Genomic DNA, 15,750 nt, shown 5'->3' on the forward strand with positions numbered 1-15,750 from the left:
AATACTGTCATGACATTGCTCCACCCTATTTGTAACAAGAAACCACACTGAAAATGTTGTTTTTAATCAATTGTAAGTGTATGTAAAATACCACTTTAGAGTTATAAAACCCCTCTAACTCCTCACTCTTTTGTCTAATTCAGAGATAGATCACCTTTTCAATAATCCTTTAGATAACTACATGTTATCGCGAGATTTAATCAATTTTTGCTAGTTCCCTTCAAAATTAAGTTTGCCGCTAATTTGCACAATTCGTTTATTGCGTGATCTGCCGCGCAAATACTAAACAAAACTCTCAAAGCCCCTACATTTAACGTTTATGAGACATATTATTAACATCCTACAAGGAGAACAAAAGCCATGAGCCAAATACATAAACACGCTATTCCCGCAAACATTGCGGATCGTTGCCTGATAAACCCGGAGCAGTACGAAGAGAAATACCAGCAATCCGTTAACGAACCCGACACATTTTGGGGCGAGCAGGGAAAGATACTTGATTGGATCAAGCCGTACAGCCAGGTGAAGAACACCTCCTTCGCACCGGGCAACGTGTCGATTAAATGGTACGAAGACGGCACCCTGAACCTGGCCGCAAACTGCCTTGACCGTCATTTACAGGCAAATGGCGATCGCACCGCCATCATCTGGGAAGGCGATGACGCCACCCAAAGCAAAAACATTACTTATCGCGAACTGCATCGCGATGTTTGCCGTTTCGCCAATACGCTACTGGATTTAGGCATTAAAAAAGGCGACGTGGTGGCCATTTATATGCCGATGGTGCCGGAAGCGGCGGTTGCTATGCTGGCTTGCGCCCGCATTGGCGCGGTGCATTCGGTCATCTTCGGTGGTTTTTCACCAGAGGCGGTCGCCGGACGTATCATCGACTCCAATTCACGTCTGGTGATCACCGCCGACGAAGGCGTGCGCGCCGGCCGCGCCATCCCGCTGAAAAAGAACGTCGATGATGCGCTGAAAAACCCGAACGTGAAAACCGTAGAACATGTGGTCGTCCTCAAACGTACCGGTGGAAAAACGGAATGGCAGGAAGGCCGTGACCTGTGGTGGTCCGATCTTATCGAGAAAGCCAGCCCGGAACATCAGCCGGAAGAAATGAACGCGGAAGATCCGCTGTTTATCCTCTATACCTCCGGTTCAACCGGCAAGCCAAAAGGCGTACTGCATACCACCGGCGGATATCTGGTCTATGCCGCAACCACCTTTAAGTACGTGTTTGACTACCATCAGGGCGATATTTATTGGTGTACTGCTGACGTGGGTTGGGTAACCGGGCACAGCTACCTGCTGTACGGTCCGCTGGCCTGCGGCGCAACCACGCTGATGTTCGAAGGCGTGCCAAACTGGCCAACCCCGGCGCGTATGTCGCAGGTTGTGGACAAGCACCAGGTCAATATTCTGTATACCGCGCCGACCGCCATCCGCGCCCTGATGGCAGAAGGTGATAAAGCGATTGAAGGCACTGACCGCTCCTCGCTGCGTATCCTGGGTTCCGTTGGCGAGCCGATTAACCCGGAAGCATGGGAGTGGTACTGGAAGAAGATCGGCAACGAAAAATGCCCGGTCGTCGATACCTGGTGGCAGACCGAAACCGGTGGATTCATGATCACCCCGCTGCCGGGCGCCACCGAGCTGAAAGCGGGTTCCGCAACCCGTCCGTTCTTTGGCGTACAACCTGCGATTGTCGATAACGAGGGTAATCCGCTGGAAGGCGCGACCGAAGGCAACCTGGTGATTACCGACTCGTGGCCGGGCCAGGCGAGAACGCTGTTTGGCGATCACGAACGCTTTGAGCAGACCTACTTTTCTACCTTCAAGAATATGTACTTCAGCGGCGACGGCGCGCGTCGTGACGAAGATGGCTATTACTGGATCACCGGTCGTGTGGACGATGTGCTGAACGTCTCTGGCCACCGTCTGGGAACGGCAGAAATCGAATCGGCGCTGGTGTCGCATCCGAAGATTGCCGAGGCCGCGGTGGTGGGTATTCCGCATAATATTAAAGGCCAGGCGATCTACGCCTACGTCACGCTGAATCACGGCGAAGAGCCGTCACCGGAGCTGTACGCCGAGGTGCGCAACTGGGTACGTAAAGAAATTGGTCCGCTGGCAACGCCAGACGTGCTGCACTGGACCGACTCACTGCCGAAAACCCGCTCCGGCAAAATCATGCGCCGTATTCTGCGTAAAATCGCGGCGGGCGATACCAGCAATCTGGGCGATACCTCGACCCTCGCCGATCCTGGCGTGGTAGAGAAACTGCTCGAAGAGAAGCAGGCCATCGCGATGCCATCATAACCACAACCGTGAAATGCCCGATGGTGCACGGCTTATCGGGCCTACAAATCCTACCCCTACCCCTCCCCTGACCGGGAGGGAAAATATAATAACCCACCCCAAAGGATTTCGCGTTGCAGGAAGGCGGCAAGCGAGCGCATCCCCAGGAGCATAGTTCACTATGTGACTGAGGTGGGCGAGTGCGGCCAACACACTTGCAACGTGAAAGACGAAGGGGGCCTCTGGAGAACTCTGTGATGAATGACTCTATTTATCAGCGGATAGAAGACAGTGCGCGTTTCAGGGAGTTAGTTGAAAAAAGGCAACGGTTTGCCACCATTCTGTCCATCATCATGCTGGCAGTTTACATCAGCTTTATTTTACTGATTGCCTTTGCGCCTGGCTGGCTGGGTACGCCGCTACACGCGGGAACCAGCGTCACCCGGGGTATTCCGATTGGGGTCGGTGTGATCCTCATCTCCTTCATCCTGACCGGGATCTATATCTGGCGGGCAAACGGTGAATTCGACCGCCTGAACAATGCGGTTCTGCACGAGGTTAAAGCATCATGAAGAGAGTCCTGACGGCGCTTGCCGCCACGCTGCCCTTCGCCGCAAACGCGGCGGATGCTATTAGCGGTGCAGTCCAACGCCAGCCAACCAACTGGCAGGCGATTGTCATGTTCCTGATTTTCGTCATCTTTACGCTCGGTATTACTTACTGGGCGTCTAAGCGCGTACGTTCGCGTAATGACTACTACACCGCCGGCGGTAACATCACTGGTTTCCAGAACGGGCTGGCGATTGCGGGCGACTATATGTCGGCGGCATCGTTTCTCGGGATTTCCGCGCTGGTGTTTACCTCCGGTTATGACGGGCTTATCTATTCACTCGGCTTCCTGGTCGGCTGGCCAATTATCCTGTTCCTGATTGCTGAGCGTCTGCGTAACCTGGGTCGTTACACCTTTGCAGATGTTGCTTCTTATCGTCTGAAGCAAGGACCAATCCGTATTCTGTCGGCCTGTGGTTCTCTGGTGGTGGTCGCGCTGTATCTGATCGCCCAGATGGTCGGCGCAGGTAAGCTGATTGAGCTGCTGTTTGGTCTGAACTATCACATCGCCGTCGTACTGGTTGGCGTGCTGATGATGATGTACGTCCTGTTTGGCGGCATGCTGGCGACCACCTGGGTACAGATCATCAAAGCCGTTCTGCTGCTGTTCGGCGCCAGCTTTATGGCCTTTATGGTGATGAAGCACGTCGGCTTTAGCTTCAACAACCTGTTCACCGAAGCAATGGCGGTACACCCGAAAGGTTCAGCCATTATGAGCCCGGGCGGACTGGTAAAAGATCCGATCTCCGCCCTGTCGTTAGGTCTCGGCCTGATGTTTGGTACGGCAGGCTTGCCGCACATCCTGATGCGTTTCTTCACGGTCAGCGATGCCCGCGAAGCGCGTAAGAGCGTGTTCTATGCCACCGGTTTTATGGGTTATTTCTACATCCTGACCTTTATCATCGGCTTTGGTGCGATCATGCTGGTGGGCGCTAATCCGGCGTATAAAGACGCTGCTGGCGCGCTGATCGGCGGTAACAACATGGCGGCGGTTCACCTGGCGAATGCAGTGGGCGGCAACCTGTTCCTGGGCTTCATCTCAGCCGTGGCGTTTGCCACCATCCTGGCGGTGGTTGCAGGCCTGACGCTGGCGGGCGCATCGGCCGTTTCTCACGACCTGTACGCCAACGTGTTCCGTAAAGGCGCAACCGAACGTGAAGAGCTGAAGGTGTCGAAAATCACCGTACTGGTGCTGGGCGTGATTGCCATCCTGCTCGGCGTGCTGTTTGAGAACCAGAATATCGCCTTCATGGTAGGTCTGGCGTTTGCTATCGCAGCCAGCTGCAACTTCCCGATCATTCTGCTCTCCATGTACTGGTCAAGACTGACTACGCGTGGCGCGATGTTGGGCGGCTGGTTAGGTCTGCTGACGGCGGTGGTGCTGATGGTGCTTGGCCCGACGATTTGGGTCCAGATCCTTGGTCATGAAAAAGCCATTTTCCCGTATGAATATCCGGCGCTGTTCTCCATCAGCGTAGCGTTCCTCGGGATCTGGTTCTTCTCTGCTACCGATAACTCAGAAGAAGGTAATCGCGAACGCGAGCAGTTCCGTGCTCAGTTCATCCGTTCCCAGACCGGGTACGGCGTAGAACAAGGTCGCGCGCACTAACCACTCCTCCTCTTCCCCGGTCATTTTGGCCGGGGAAGACGTTCAGCGAATCATCCTGGATTCTCATCCGTTATCAAGCGACGAGCAGGCACAGCGATAAGCAACAGGAAAATAATCGCACACACAAGATTTAGCCACTGCCAGCCCTTCCAAAAAGCCAGCAACCCGGCACCCCAGAAATAAATCATTAAGCATTTATTAACATCCTTTTTTATTTTTATTTCATTCCTTTTGTAATACGTCCCTACCCTGCGGTAAAACTCCCCGTCAGTCGCAGTTTGCCATCAACCAGCTTGAACATATATGACGTTGCACCATCACAATACTCTGAAAGGCCGGGAAGTTGCGTATTAGGACCGGTCCCCTGTGAAATAAAAAGAATACCGTCCGTAAGTTCCCCTTGGGCGACGGTATCGCATGTTCCTTTAACGGTATGACGTTTACCATGTTCTTCATAATAAAACATGCCATCTTCATCCGCAGGAAAATAGCGACGCTGCTGCTCATGTTCCGAAAGCGCGTTAATTCTGTACTCGTTTATCATCAGGGATTCAGCATCAACACCGATGCTGGCAAGCATCTGCAGATGCGCCATAATCTGCTGCGAATTTTGGTCAAACACAGTCTCGGTAAGTACATCTTCCTGACGGTTTTCATCATAATCAATAAAGTCAAATAGCGTCCCCTGCAAAGGAAAGACAAAATATGTTTTCAACGCGACAACGTTTTTCTCCCGCAACGCCTGTTGGAACTGTTGAAACTGCAGCAGCGCGCTTTTCTTTTGTTCCGCCGTGGTGATGGGAGTAACGTTTTTGGCGCTATAAAGAATAAGCAGCACAGAAGTAAAGTGATGACCCGTTTGGGCATACATCGTTTTCCCGGTCAGGATGACATCTTTTCCCAGAGAAGGAGCAAGATCGGCGTAATTAAGCTTATTTTTGCCCATCAAGATAATCTGCACTTGCGGAACATTTTCACGCTCACCGTTAACATCGCACTCAAACGGTTGATCCAATTTAAGATAATCATAAGTTACCGCTTCATCGCCATCTTTGATGCTTTCGTAATTTGGCGAACCGGGTAATGTCTGTTGTATTAATGTTCCCTGAAGTGTCACCTGTTGGTCTTCATCAGGACACCAGGCCAAAACGGCATGACTAAACAAAAGAGCAGATAACCACAAATATTTCACGCTGCGCATCCTTACAATGGCGAGTAACATTTATCATTATTCTAAGGCGTAAACATAAATTTAAACATAGCCTCTAAGAAAATCAGAATCTCATCCTCTCTTCCGGTCATTTTGGCTGGGGATCACATTTTTCCTTCTGCGTTGTATCCATCTTCTGCATTAGCGTTATTGTATAAAAATAAAATTGAAATATTGTTTTTATTACATCAACACGTTAATTCATTTTTTAGAAATGAGGATGTTATGAAGAAATATGCCCTAGTAGGAACTGGCGGGCGCGCGGGACTTTACATCAGCGCGATTGGCGGGCAGTGGAAAGAAAATGCACGTCTGGTCGCCTTTTGCGACACCAATCAAACCCGTATGAATTACGCCAACCAGCTTTTGGCGAACGAAGGTGCGCCCCCGGTCTCTACATGGAAGGCGCAGCAGTTTGAAGAGATGATCCGCGAAACACGTCCGGATATCATCATTGTGACCACCATGGACCGGACTCACGACGACTATATCGTGCGTGCGCTACGCGCAGGCTGCGATGTGATCACCGAAAAACCGATGACCATCGATGAGCAACGCGCCCTGCGGATTCTGGACGCCATTGAAGAGACCGGCCGTCAGTTACGCGTCGCTTTTAACTATCGCTATGCACCGCACCACAGCAAGGTTCGCGAACTGCTGATGAACGGTACGATTGGCGAGGTTTATTCAGTTCACTTTGAATGGTTGCTCAATACCGAACACGGTGCCGATTATTTCCGTCGCTGGCATCGCGAAAAACGTAATAGCGGCGGCTTATTAGTGCATAAATCCACTCACCATTTTGATCTAATGAACTTCTGGCTGGGCAGTTATCCCGAGCGGGTGTATGCCGAAGGCAGCCTGAGTTTCTATGGAAAAGAGAACGCCGAACGCCGGGGCGTGACGCAATTTTACCCGCGCGCTCACGGCTATGCGCAGGCCAAAGACGATCCGTTTGCGCTGCATATGGCCGAAAACCCTCAGCTTAAAGCGCTCTATCTGGATGCAGAACATGAAGATAACTATTTCCGCGACCAGAGCGTATTCAGCGACGGCATCACCATTGAAGACACCATGTCGGTGCTGGTGAAGTATCAGAATCAGGTGCAGCTTACCTACTCACTGAACACCTGGCTGCCGTGGGAAGGCTTGAACGTGGTCTTTAACGGCAGCGAAGGCCGCCTGGAGATGAAAATCGTTGAGAAATCCTACGTCAACGCCGGAGGCGAGCGGGATAACGAAGGCTGCCTTGAAGCCTGTGACATCACTGTTTTCCCGATGTTTTCCGCGCCGTGGCAAGCTGATTTTACCCTCGGCGAAGGCGGTCACGGCGGTGGAGATAATGCGATGCTGGCCGATCTGTTTGGCGAACCGCGGCACGATCCGTTGCAGCGTGCCGCCGACCATCGCGCCGGCGCCATGTCGATTTTGACCGGTATCGCCGGGAATATTTCAATGCAGCAACAGCGGCCGGTGAATTTTAAAGAGTTCGCGCTGATTTCACGCTTGAAATAGCACACAGCCGCTGGTCAGAACATCAGCCTTGCGACCAGCGGCGCTACCAGCACCATCACCACGCCGGAAAGCATCATCACCAGGCTGGCGACCACGCCCTCCTGCTGGCCGAGTTCATAAGAGCGCGCCGTGCCCGCACCATGCGAGGCTGCGCCAAATCCTGCGCCTTTCGCCATCCCTTCCCGAATAGAAAGCCGTAAAAACAGTACATCGCCAACCGCCATACCGAATACACCGGTCACTACCACGAACAATGCCACCAGGTCTGGTTGCCCGCCCAACGGCTCTGCTGCCGCCAGCGCAAATGGCGTGGTGACGGAGCGCACCGCCAGACTACGCTGGATTTCATCAGGCAACATAAACAGACGCGCCAGCCACACGGAACTGGTAACGGCCACCAGCGTTGCCGTCACCACGCCCGCCGTCAGTGACATCCAGTGCCGCTTAATCACGGCAAGGTTGTCATAGACCGGAACGGCAAAGGCGATGGTCGCTGGGCCTAACAGCCACAGCAGCCAGTGCGATTCACCAATATAGTTTTGCCAGGAGATATGCCCAAAGACCAGCATCAGGACCAGCAGCGCCGGAGTGAACACTAACGGCATCAGCGGTAATTTACGAAAACGGCGATACAGGCGCTTGTTGGCAAAATAGATGCCCAGCGTAATCACCAGACACAGCACGCTTAGCTGGAAATTACTCACGGTTTAGCCTGCTCATTTCATAGCGATACACTTTATCCACGACCCACGCCGTTGCGCCAAGCACCATCAACGTACTTAGCGCAATGACGGCAAATATGCGCCAACCATCGACCAACAACAGCTGCGTATAGTTGACGACAGCCACCACCGCCGGAACAAAAAACAGCAACATTTCAGCCAGTAACCAGCGAGCGCCTGCGCGAATCCAGTTCAACGGGATAACCCGGCAGACAATCAGCGCCAACATCAGCACCATCCCAACCAGGTTGGCAGGAAGCGGCAGATGCAGCCAGGAGACAAGATATTGAGCAAATACAAATAGACCTGCGTACAACAGAACCTGAACGGGGATCTGGAGTCGATGAATAACGGCAGGCGTCACGCGGCTTATCGCCACAGCCATGAGGGTATGTCCTTAAAAAATAGAGAGCGCCAGTATAGAGAGCCCCCGTCCAGGACTGAAATGAATTAAACTCATTGCAGGCATAGTCTTAAGGAATAATCATGGATATCAGAACGCTGCGCTATTTTGTTGAGGTGGTTCGTCAGCAGAGCTTTACCCGCGCAGCGGAGAAGCTTTTTGTCACCCAGCCCACCATCAGCAAGATGTTGAAGAACCTTGAAGACGAGCTTAACTGCACGCTGTTAATCCGCGACGGTCGGCGACTGCTGTTAACCGACACCGGACAGGTTGTTTTCGAACGCGGCCTGGCGATCCTCGCCGAGTTTCGCCAGCTCGAAGCAGAACTCAGCGACATTAATCACCTCAACAAGGGAGTGCTGCGCCTCGGCATCCCGCCCATGGTCGGTATGTTGATGGCCGGGCCTATCAGCCTGTTTCGCCAGCGCTATCCCGGCGTGGAGCTGAAGGTATCTGAATTTGGAGGCTTAACCGTCCAGCAGGCGGTGATGAATGGCGAGCTGGATGTCGCGATGACCGCGCTGCCGGTTGAAGAAGAGAGCGGCCTGGCGACCTTACCGCTTTTTAGCCATCCGCTCTGCGTGCTGGTCCCCCGCTCCGGTCAGTGGACAACGTGTGAATCCATTTCCCCCGAGGCGTTAGCGGAGCATCCCCTGCTTATCTACAACGAAGATTTCGCGTTGAGCCGTCAGTTGCTTGAGCTGTTTAACCAGCACAACGTCAAACCCCGCATCGCGGTACGCAGTGGGCAGTGGGATTTTCTGGCGGCGATGGTGCAAGCCGGAGTCGGGATCGCCATTTTACCGGAGCCGATTTGCCAGCGGTTGGATAAGCAGACGCTGCGCTGGATCCCTTTGGAGAGTGATTTACGCTGGCAGTTGGGCATGATTTGGCGCGAAGGTGTGTATCTGTCGCACAGCGCCCAGGCGTGGCTCAAATGCTGTGAAGGGTTCTGGCTAACGCAAGAGTCGTAACATGCCGGATGCGGCTTAACGCTTATCAGACCTACAATTGGATTCCGTAGGCCTGATAAGCGTAGCGCCATCAGGCACAACCGTTTATTCGTTCTCGATCAACAGCGCTTCCAGCAAATCCAGATCGTGCAGCAGTTTTTGCAGCGTTTCATTGCTAATTTCCCGCGTGGCGCGCAGGTGATAAAGCTCCGCGCGCTCGGAGCGCAGGGCCGCCAGACGGAAACGCCGCTCGAGGTTTTCTTCCTGCATCGAGCTTTCTACGTCGTTGCGTCCGTCGGCGCGTCGACGCAGGTTACCGATGACGCGTGAACTTACCTCGGTGAGCAACTGATTGTCGATGTTCTCTTCGGTGTCTGCGGCCAGACGCTCCTCCATTTTCTGGATGGCGACAATCGCCACTTCCGCCGTGGCAGCGCGGGCAATTCGTTCCTCTTTCTGCTGCTGCGAGTGGTCTGCCACTTCCAGGTGTTGCAGCAGAAGCGGCAGCATCACCACGCCAACAAACAGCGAGAACAGAATCACGCCCGCGGCAAGGAAGATCAGCTCATATCGCGCCGGGAAGCCGCTACCATCCGGTAACAGCAACGGAATAGAGAGCACACCGGCGAGAGTAATGGCCCCACGCACGCCCGCAAAGGAGGCGATCATGATTTCACGCGTCGTCCAGGAACCAAACTCCATCGGCTTTTTCTTCAGGAAGCGCAGGCTAAACTTCTTCATCGTCCACAGCCAGCCAAAACGTACCAGCATCAGCGCCACGTAAATCAGCACGATATCGGTAAACAGCATCCAGATTTCAACATTCGGATCGGCTTCTGCCGCCGCCAAAGAAGACTCCAGAATCCCCGGCAACTGCAGTCCTAACAGCAAGAAAACCATGCCGTTAAACACAAACTCCAGCATCGCCCAGGTGCTGTTAGCACGTAAACGCATCGCCAGCGGCGCCCGGCGCATTACCCCGGAACGGGTGATGGTCATCCCGGCTGCGACCGCCGCGAGGATGCCGGAAACACCGATGTGTTCCGCAATCAGGTAAGACGCAAACGGCAGCAGGAACAGCAGAACGATTTGCGTTGCCGGTTCATCACCACCCCAGCGGCTGAGAAAACGCAGGGAGCGCCCGTACAGCCAACTGACGACAAAACCGGCCAGGATACCGCCAATCGCTACCTTGAAGAATTCAAGCGTTGCGCCACCAACTGTAAACACCATCGTGCCCATCGCCACGGCGACGGCAAATTTCAGTGATACCAGACCGGAGGCGTCGTTCATCAACGCTTCGCCCTGCAGGATACCCATGATTTTCTTCGGTATGCGTCCCTCCCCCACTATGCCGGAAAGGGCAACGGCATCGGTTGGCGACAGGACAGCGGCCAGCGCAAAGGCTGGGATGAGAGGGATCCCCGGCACCAGCCAGTAAATCATAAAGCCAATCCCGACCACCGTGACCAGAACCAGCGCCAGCGCAAGGCCGAAGATCTCTCGCCCGTGCTCCAGAAACTCACGGGTTGGCGTCTTCCAGCCATCGGCGAAGAGCAGCGGCGGGATGAACAGAACCAGAAAAAGCTCAGGATCGAATTCCACATGCAAACCAAACGTCGGCCACGCCAGCAAGGCGCCGATGGCGATCTGCATAAGGGGTAAAGGGAGTTGGAATGGCAATACGCGAGTAAAAACCCCCGACAGCGAGACCACAAGGGTCATGATGAGTATGGTGAAAAAGATTTCCATGCGTTCCCTGTTTGCGATGTTTCTTATGATCAGTGATGAGAGGCGTCGTGCCTCAATTCTATCTACTTGAGAGTAACGCAAAAGACAACGAGAGTGTTGTGAAAATAAAAACGGGCGGCCAAAGCCACCCGTTTTCAGAATCTTCATCAAATGAGGATTAGATAGCCCAACCACCAGCGTAGAAGGCCACCAGCGCGATGGCGATGACCACTGTGCCGATGTTCAGTTTGCGCCATTCGCCAGAGACGATACGACCAATCACCAGGGTAGCAAAGCCAATCATAATGCCGGTCACGATGTTACAGGTCAGCACGATAAATACGGCCGTTACCAGCCCCGCCATAGCGTCGACAAAGTCAGCAAAGTCGATTTTCGCTACGTTGCTCAACATCAACAGACCCACATACATCAGCGCAGGTGCCGTTGCATATACTGGTACAAGATAAGAGAGCGGAGAGAGGAACAGGATCAGCAGGAACAGTACGCCAACGGTGATCGCCGTCAGGCCAGTTTTGCCGCCTGCCGCCGTACCCGCTGCGGATTCAATATAAACCGCCGCCGGTGCAGCACCCACCAGACCAGAGAACACGCTGCTCAGGGAGTCGGTGGTCAGCGCTTTGCCGCCGTCAATAATCTGTCCGTCTTTATCCAGCAGATTCGCCTGTCCGGCTACCGCACGGATGGTTCCGGTCGCATCGAAGACAGCGGTCATGACCAGCGCCAGCACGCTCGGCAGTACGATTGGGTTTAGTGCGCCCATAATATCCAGGCTACCGATCAGCGAGTTGCCGTTTTCGTCGCTCAGAGACGGCATGGCAAAAATACCGGAGAAATGTACGGCCGGGTCGAAAATCAGACCCACTACGGAAATACCGATAATAGTCAGCAGGATACCGCCCGGTACTTTCAGTTTTTCGAGGCCAATAATCACCGCCAGACCTACCAGCGACATAATCACCGGGAAGGTATCGAAATCGCCCAGCGCAACCGGCAGGCCGTCCAGCGGGTTTTTAATAACCAGACCCACGCCGTTTGCCGCAATCAGCAGCAGGAACAGGCCGATACCAATCCCCGTACCGTGCGCAACACCCTGCGGTAGATTGCGCAGGATCCAGCTACGAATACCGGTCGCGGAAATGATGGTAAACAGGACACCCATCAGGAACACCGCACCCAGCGCAACAGGCACGCTGATATGTTGTCCCAGTACCAGGCTGAATGCGGTAAACGCCGTCAAAGAAATGGCGCAACCAATCGCCAGCGGCAGGTTTGCCCACAGGCCCATCACAATAGAACCGACGCCCGCGACCAGACAGGTTGCCACAAATACAGCGGCAGGCGGGAATCCAGCTTTACCCAGCATCCCCGGAACCACGATGACGGAGTAGACCATGGCCAGGAACGTCGTTAATCCGGCAACGACTTCCTGACGAACGGTACTGCCGCGGAGCGAAATTTTAAACCAGGCGTCGAGTGAACCGCCGGTACGCGCTGAAGGCGTAGACATAGAAAACATCCCCTGAGAGTTTATTTTTTCGTCATTATGCGTGCTGGACAATCCACTGCCTGCTAAACGTTTTCTCCATGTGCCAGGTTTGCGTCAATAGGGGTGTCGCAAAAAAGCAAACGTTTAGCTCCGCGCATAAAAAACGGGTGGTAAAAAAAAGCAAACGATTATCCAGCGATCATACGCTGGTTTTCAACTGAACTTTGCCGCTTTTTACTCATTTCTTCTTATAACGCGCAATAAATAATCAGTCGATGCGCAAACGTTATCGTCAATGCGCAGTCTGGCAACAAAATTTGCGGAGTTATTACAACATCGGTGTGCCTTTTTCACGCAAACTTGCGCAAGAAAACCGGTGAAGATGCGGAAAATTTTTTGGCTAAAAAATCACCATTTCACTGGTAAATGGAGAGAGGTGGCTTACAATTACATTATCAACACAGACCGGAACCTCACCTAATGTGCTCGACTGAGGGGTGTTGATGTCGGGGGAAACCCTCCCGTGAACCAGCGGGATAGAGTGAAAGACAAAGACCGGAACCAAACTAAAGCGCCCTCTGTGGCGCTTTAGTTTTATATCCGTCAATCCATCAGATATTTCACATCAATCATCTTCCAGCAGACGCGCCCCGGTCCCCTTCTCGCCAAGCTGATCGCCTGGGTTACGCAACGGGCAATCGCTGCGCGACAAACAACCGCAACCAATACACCCATCCAGTTCATCGCGTAGCGCCACTAAAGTATGAATGCGTCGATCCAGCTCTTCACGCCATTGCGAAGAGAGCTGCTTCCACTCTTTAGCACTGAGCGAATGTCCTTCAGGTAATACGCCGAGCGCGTCACCGATCGTTGCCAACGGGATCCCGATGCGTTGAGCAATCTTGATAATCGCCACGTAACGTAACACATCACGTCTGTATCGGCGCTGATTGCCGCTGTTGCGCATACTGCTGATTAACCCTTTGCTTTCATAGAAATGCAGGGTTGATACCGCCACGCCGCTACGCTTTGCAACTTCACCTGGCGTGAGCAGCGCTTTTATTCGGGGTAATTTCTTTTCCATAAATCGCTTTACCTCAAGTTAACTTGAGGAATTATACTCGCCCACAGACAAAACGACGAATCGAATACTGAAAAAGAGGCAGCCCTATGTCCCATCAGCAGATTATTCAGACCCTTATTGAATGGATTGACGACCATATCGATCAGCCGCTGAACATTGAGGCGGTGGCGAAAAAATCAGGTTACTCGAAGTGGTATTTACAGAGAATGTTCCGCACGGTGATGCGCCAGACGTTGGGTGACTATATCCGCCAGCGTCGACTCCTGCTGGCTGCTGTTGAACTGCGGACGACCGAGCGACCTATTTTCGATATCGCGATGGATCTTGGTTACGTATCACAACAAACCTTCTCACGCGTGTTTCGCCGCGAGTTTGATCGTACCCCCAGCGATTACCGCCACCGCCTGTAAGATTATTGCCCGCTCTGCGTCAGTATGGCGGGCGACCGTTGTATCCAGTGCATGAACTCCTGTGGCGGCAGCGCCTTCGCAAAATACCAGCCCTGACAATACTGTACGCCACGTTCGCGCAGCCACTCGATTTGCTCAACCGTCTCTACCCCTTCCGCAATCATCTTCAGGTGTAAGCTTTGCGCCATTTCGATGATATGTTCGGCAATCAGGTGACTGGTGCTGTTGGTGGACAACGTACTAATAAATGATTTGTCGATCTTCAGGATATCGATATTCAACGCGGATAAATTGTGTAGATTGGAATATCCCGTCCCAAAATCATCAAACGCCACTTCATAACCCGCCTGACGAAACGCCTGGATTACCGCGGTCATTTTATCTACATCAATAAATCCGCGTTCCGTCACCTCGACTTTAATTTGCTGAGCCGCCACAGAGTACTCACGGTTTTTGTCGGTAATCAGGGCAATAAGTCGGGATGAATGAAAGTCAGAAGCAGAGAGGTTTATCGAGATATAAAGCTGAGGATGCGCCGAAAGAAAATATCCTAAATCGTTGAACACCTCTTCAATCACGTAATCCGTGATCCGCTCAATCATTCCCTCTTTTTCAGCCAGTGGAATAAACTCGGTTGGGCTCATTACTTCACCATCACAGCCCGGCCAGCGCAGCAGAGCCTCAGCCCCTACGCACTGACCGTTTTCGATATCAATGATCGGCTGGTAGTGCAGACACAGTTGACGTTTTTTGATTGCTCGTTTTAACAAGCGGCGGGGAGATAAGTATTCCTGACGCGTGCGCCACCACATTAACAGCATCAGGATGCTGCAGATAATCCCGAAAGGAATCGTTAACGCAGCCTCATGATAGAAAATCGAATGTATGCGTTTATCCGAGGTCGACACAATAATCGCAATCGGGCGTTTTTCTGAATGCACTTTGGTGTAGAAGCGATCGTCCAACTGGAAGGTTGAGGCTTCACCGCGCACCAACGGCAATAACTGCGCAATAGGCGCCCCTTCGCTGGCAGAGAAAAAAGTACCCGTTACCGTGTCATACACGCCCCAGGACAGGTCCGGGTCATCTGACATAACTTCGCTGTAAGATAATGGGTTGATGACGGCAACGTAGTTTCCACGTTGCATATACGTCATTCTGTAGCCAGCGAAAAAGGGGGTATCGCGATAGTAATAGATGGAGATGTCCGGCGTACGTTTATAGTCGGCGGTCGGCATAATATAGGCGACTGGCGGCGCCATCGACGTAGAGCACAAAAAATGATCGCCCTGCGCATAAATTAGCTCGCTGATATATAAACGACCACGAATAATATCTAGCATATTTTTCTGATGTGCCGGGGTACACATCTTACCTTGATACAACAGGGCCATATCTCGCGCTAAATCGGCTTGTTGGATCACCAATTCAGTTTTATTTAACACCAGTTGCGCAAAAGAGCGAAGTTGATTACGGGTTTCGGACATTGCCCGGATTTGAGCAAACCATAACGCCAGCACCACGGGGAGCAATACCACCATGAATGTTCCGAGGAACTTCAGTATCTTGCGTCGCGCACTGTGATTCATGTCAGCCCTGTTTCCCTGTTTCGTATATGCCAGAACCCATTAAGGCAAGATGCTATAAACACCGACTGATTAAGTTGCATGAATCTATCAGTATTAGCAACAGACTTCTC

General features: G+C 52.6%; 13 protein-coding genes. 6 read left to right on the top strand and 7 right to left on the bottom strand.

Annotated features, from left to right (window positions below):
* Positions 1-360: 360 nt before the first annotated feature.
* The 3 genes from acs (at position 361) to actP (ending at position 4,516) form a co-directional block, all read left to right on the top strand.
* Complete coding sequence (gene acs, locus GFC06_RS02740; protein WP_016155371.1) at positions 361-2,319, top strand: acetate--CoA ligase; 1,959 nt, start codon at positions 361-363, stop codon at positions 2,317-2,319.
* A gap of 236 nt (positions 2,320-2,555) precedes the next feature.
* On the top strand, positions 2,556-2,870 hold the full coding sequence (locus GFC06_RS02745; RefSeq protein WP_016155370.1) for a DUF485 domain-containing protein: 315 nt from the start codon (positions 2,556-2,558) through the stop codon (positions 2,868-2,870).
* On the top strand, positions 2,867-4,516 hold the full coding sequence (actP, locus tag GFC06_RS02750; protein ID WP_016155369.1) for a cation/acetate symporter ActP: 1,650 nt from the start codon (positions 2,867-2,869) through the stop codon (positions 4,514-4,516). The genes GFC06_RS02745 and actP overlap by 4 nt, the downstream gene beginning before the upstream one ends.
* Before the next feature lie 244 nt (positions 4,517-4,760).
* Here actP and GFC06_RS02755 read toward each other — a convergent pair whose 3' ends face one another.
* Positions 4,761-5,708 (bottom strand): DUF4431 domain-containing protein, encoded by a 948-nt coding sequence (locus GFC06_RS02755; RefSeq protein WP_194831209.1) that lies wholly within the window; start codon positions 5,706-5,708, stop codon positions 4,761-4,763.
* A 243-nt stretch (positions 5,709-5,951) separates the two neighbouring features.
* Between GFC06_RS02755 and GFC06_RS02760 the strand changes: the two genes are divergently transcribed.
* On the top strand, positions 5,952-7,241 hold the full coding sequence (locus GFC06_RS02760) for a Gfo/Idh/MocA family protein (protein WP_153689819.1): 1,290 nt from the start codon (positions 5,952-5,954) through the stop codon (positions 7,239-7,241).
* 14 nt (positions 7,242-7,255) lie between these two features.
* Here GFC06_RS02760 and GFC06_RS02765 read toward each other — a convergent pair whose 3' ends face one another.
* Both GFC06_RS02765 and GFC06_RS02770 read right to left on the bottom strand, forming a co-directional pair.
* Positions 7,256-7,945 (bottom strand): LrgB family protein, encoded by a 690-nt coding sequence (locus tag GFC06_RS02765; RefSeq protein ID WP_049282883.1) that lies wholly within the window; start codon positions 7,943-7,945, stop codon positions 7,256-7,258.
* Complete coding sequence (locus GFC06_RS02770; protein WP_016155367.1) at positions 7,938-8,348, bottom strand: CidA/LrgA family protein; 411 nt, start codon at positions 8,346-8,348, stop codon at positions 7,938-7,940. Before GFC06_RS02770 ends, GFC06_RS02765 begins: the two co-directional genes overlap by 8 nt.
* A gap of 101 nt (positions 8,349-8,449) precedes the next feature.
* On the opposite strand from GFC06_RS02770, the gene GFC06_RS02775 reads away from it, so the two are divergent.
* Complete coding sequence (locus GFC06_RS02775; RefSeq protein WP_047357727.1) at positions 8,450-9,340, top strand: LysR family transcriptional regulator; 891 nt, start codon at positions 8,450-8,452, stop codon at positions 9,338-9,340.
* An 84-nt stretch (positions 9,341-9,424) separates the two neighbouring features.
* Here GFC06_RS02775 and GFC06_RS02780 read toward each other — a convergent pair whose 3' ends face one another.
* The 3 genes from GFC06_RS02780 to soxR form a co-directional block, all read right to left on the bottom strand.
* Positions 9,425-11,071: a Na+/H+ antiporter gene (locus GFC06_RS02780; protein WP_016155450.1), complete on the bottom strand. Its 1,647-nt coding sequence runs from the start codon at positions 11,069-11,071 to the stop codon at positions 9,425-9,427.
* Between the two features lie 157 nt (positions 11,072-11,228).
* Positions 11,229-12,578: a guanine/hypoxanthine transporter GhxP gene (gene ghxP, locus GFC06_RS02785; protein WP_016155449.1), complete on the bottom strand. Its 1,350-nt coding sequence runs from the start codon at positions 12,576-12,578 to the stop codon at positions 11,229-11,231.
* Positions 12,579-13,182: 604 nt separating this feature from the next.
* The gene (soxR, locus tag GFC06_RS02790; RefSeq protein WP_016155363.1) at positions 13,183-13,641 is read right to left on the bottom strand and encodes a redox-sensitive transcriptional activator SoxR; all 459 of its coding nucleotides are present in this window, start codon (positions 13,639-13,641) and stop codon (positions 13,183-13,185) included.
* A gap of 86 nt (positions 13,642-13,727) precedes the next feature.
* On the opposite strand from soxR, the gene soxS reads away from it, so the two are divergent.
* The gene (soxS, locus tag GFC06_RS02795) at positions 13,728-14,051 is read left to right on the top strand and encodes a superoxide response transcriptional regulator SoxS (protein ID WP_016155362.1); all 324 of its coding nucleotides are present in this window, start codon (positions 13,728-13,730) and stop codon (positions 14,049-14,051) included.
* A 2-nt stretch (positions 14,052-14,053) separates the two neighbouring features.
* Here soxS and GFC06_RS02800 read toward each other — a convergent pair whose 3' ends face one another.
* Positions 14,054-15,640 carry an EAL domain-containing protein gene (locus tag GFC06_RS02800; protein ID WP_047499546.1) on the bottom strand — a complete coding sequence of 529 codons (1,587 nt, stop codon included), beginning with the start codon at positions 15,638-15,640 and terminating at the stop codon, positions 14,054-14,056.
* Between the last annotated feature and the right edge of the window lie 110 nt (positions 15,641-15,750).

Source organism: Citrobacter braakii (assembly GCF_009648935.1).
GTDB classification, from domain to species: domain Bacteria; phylum Pseudomonadota; class Gammaproteobacteria; order Enterobacterales; family Enterobacteriaceae; genus Citrobacter; species Citrobacter braakii.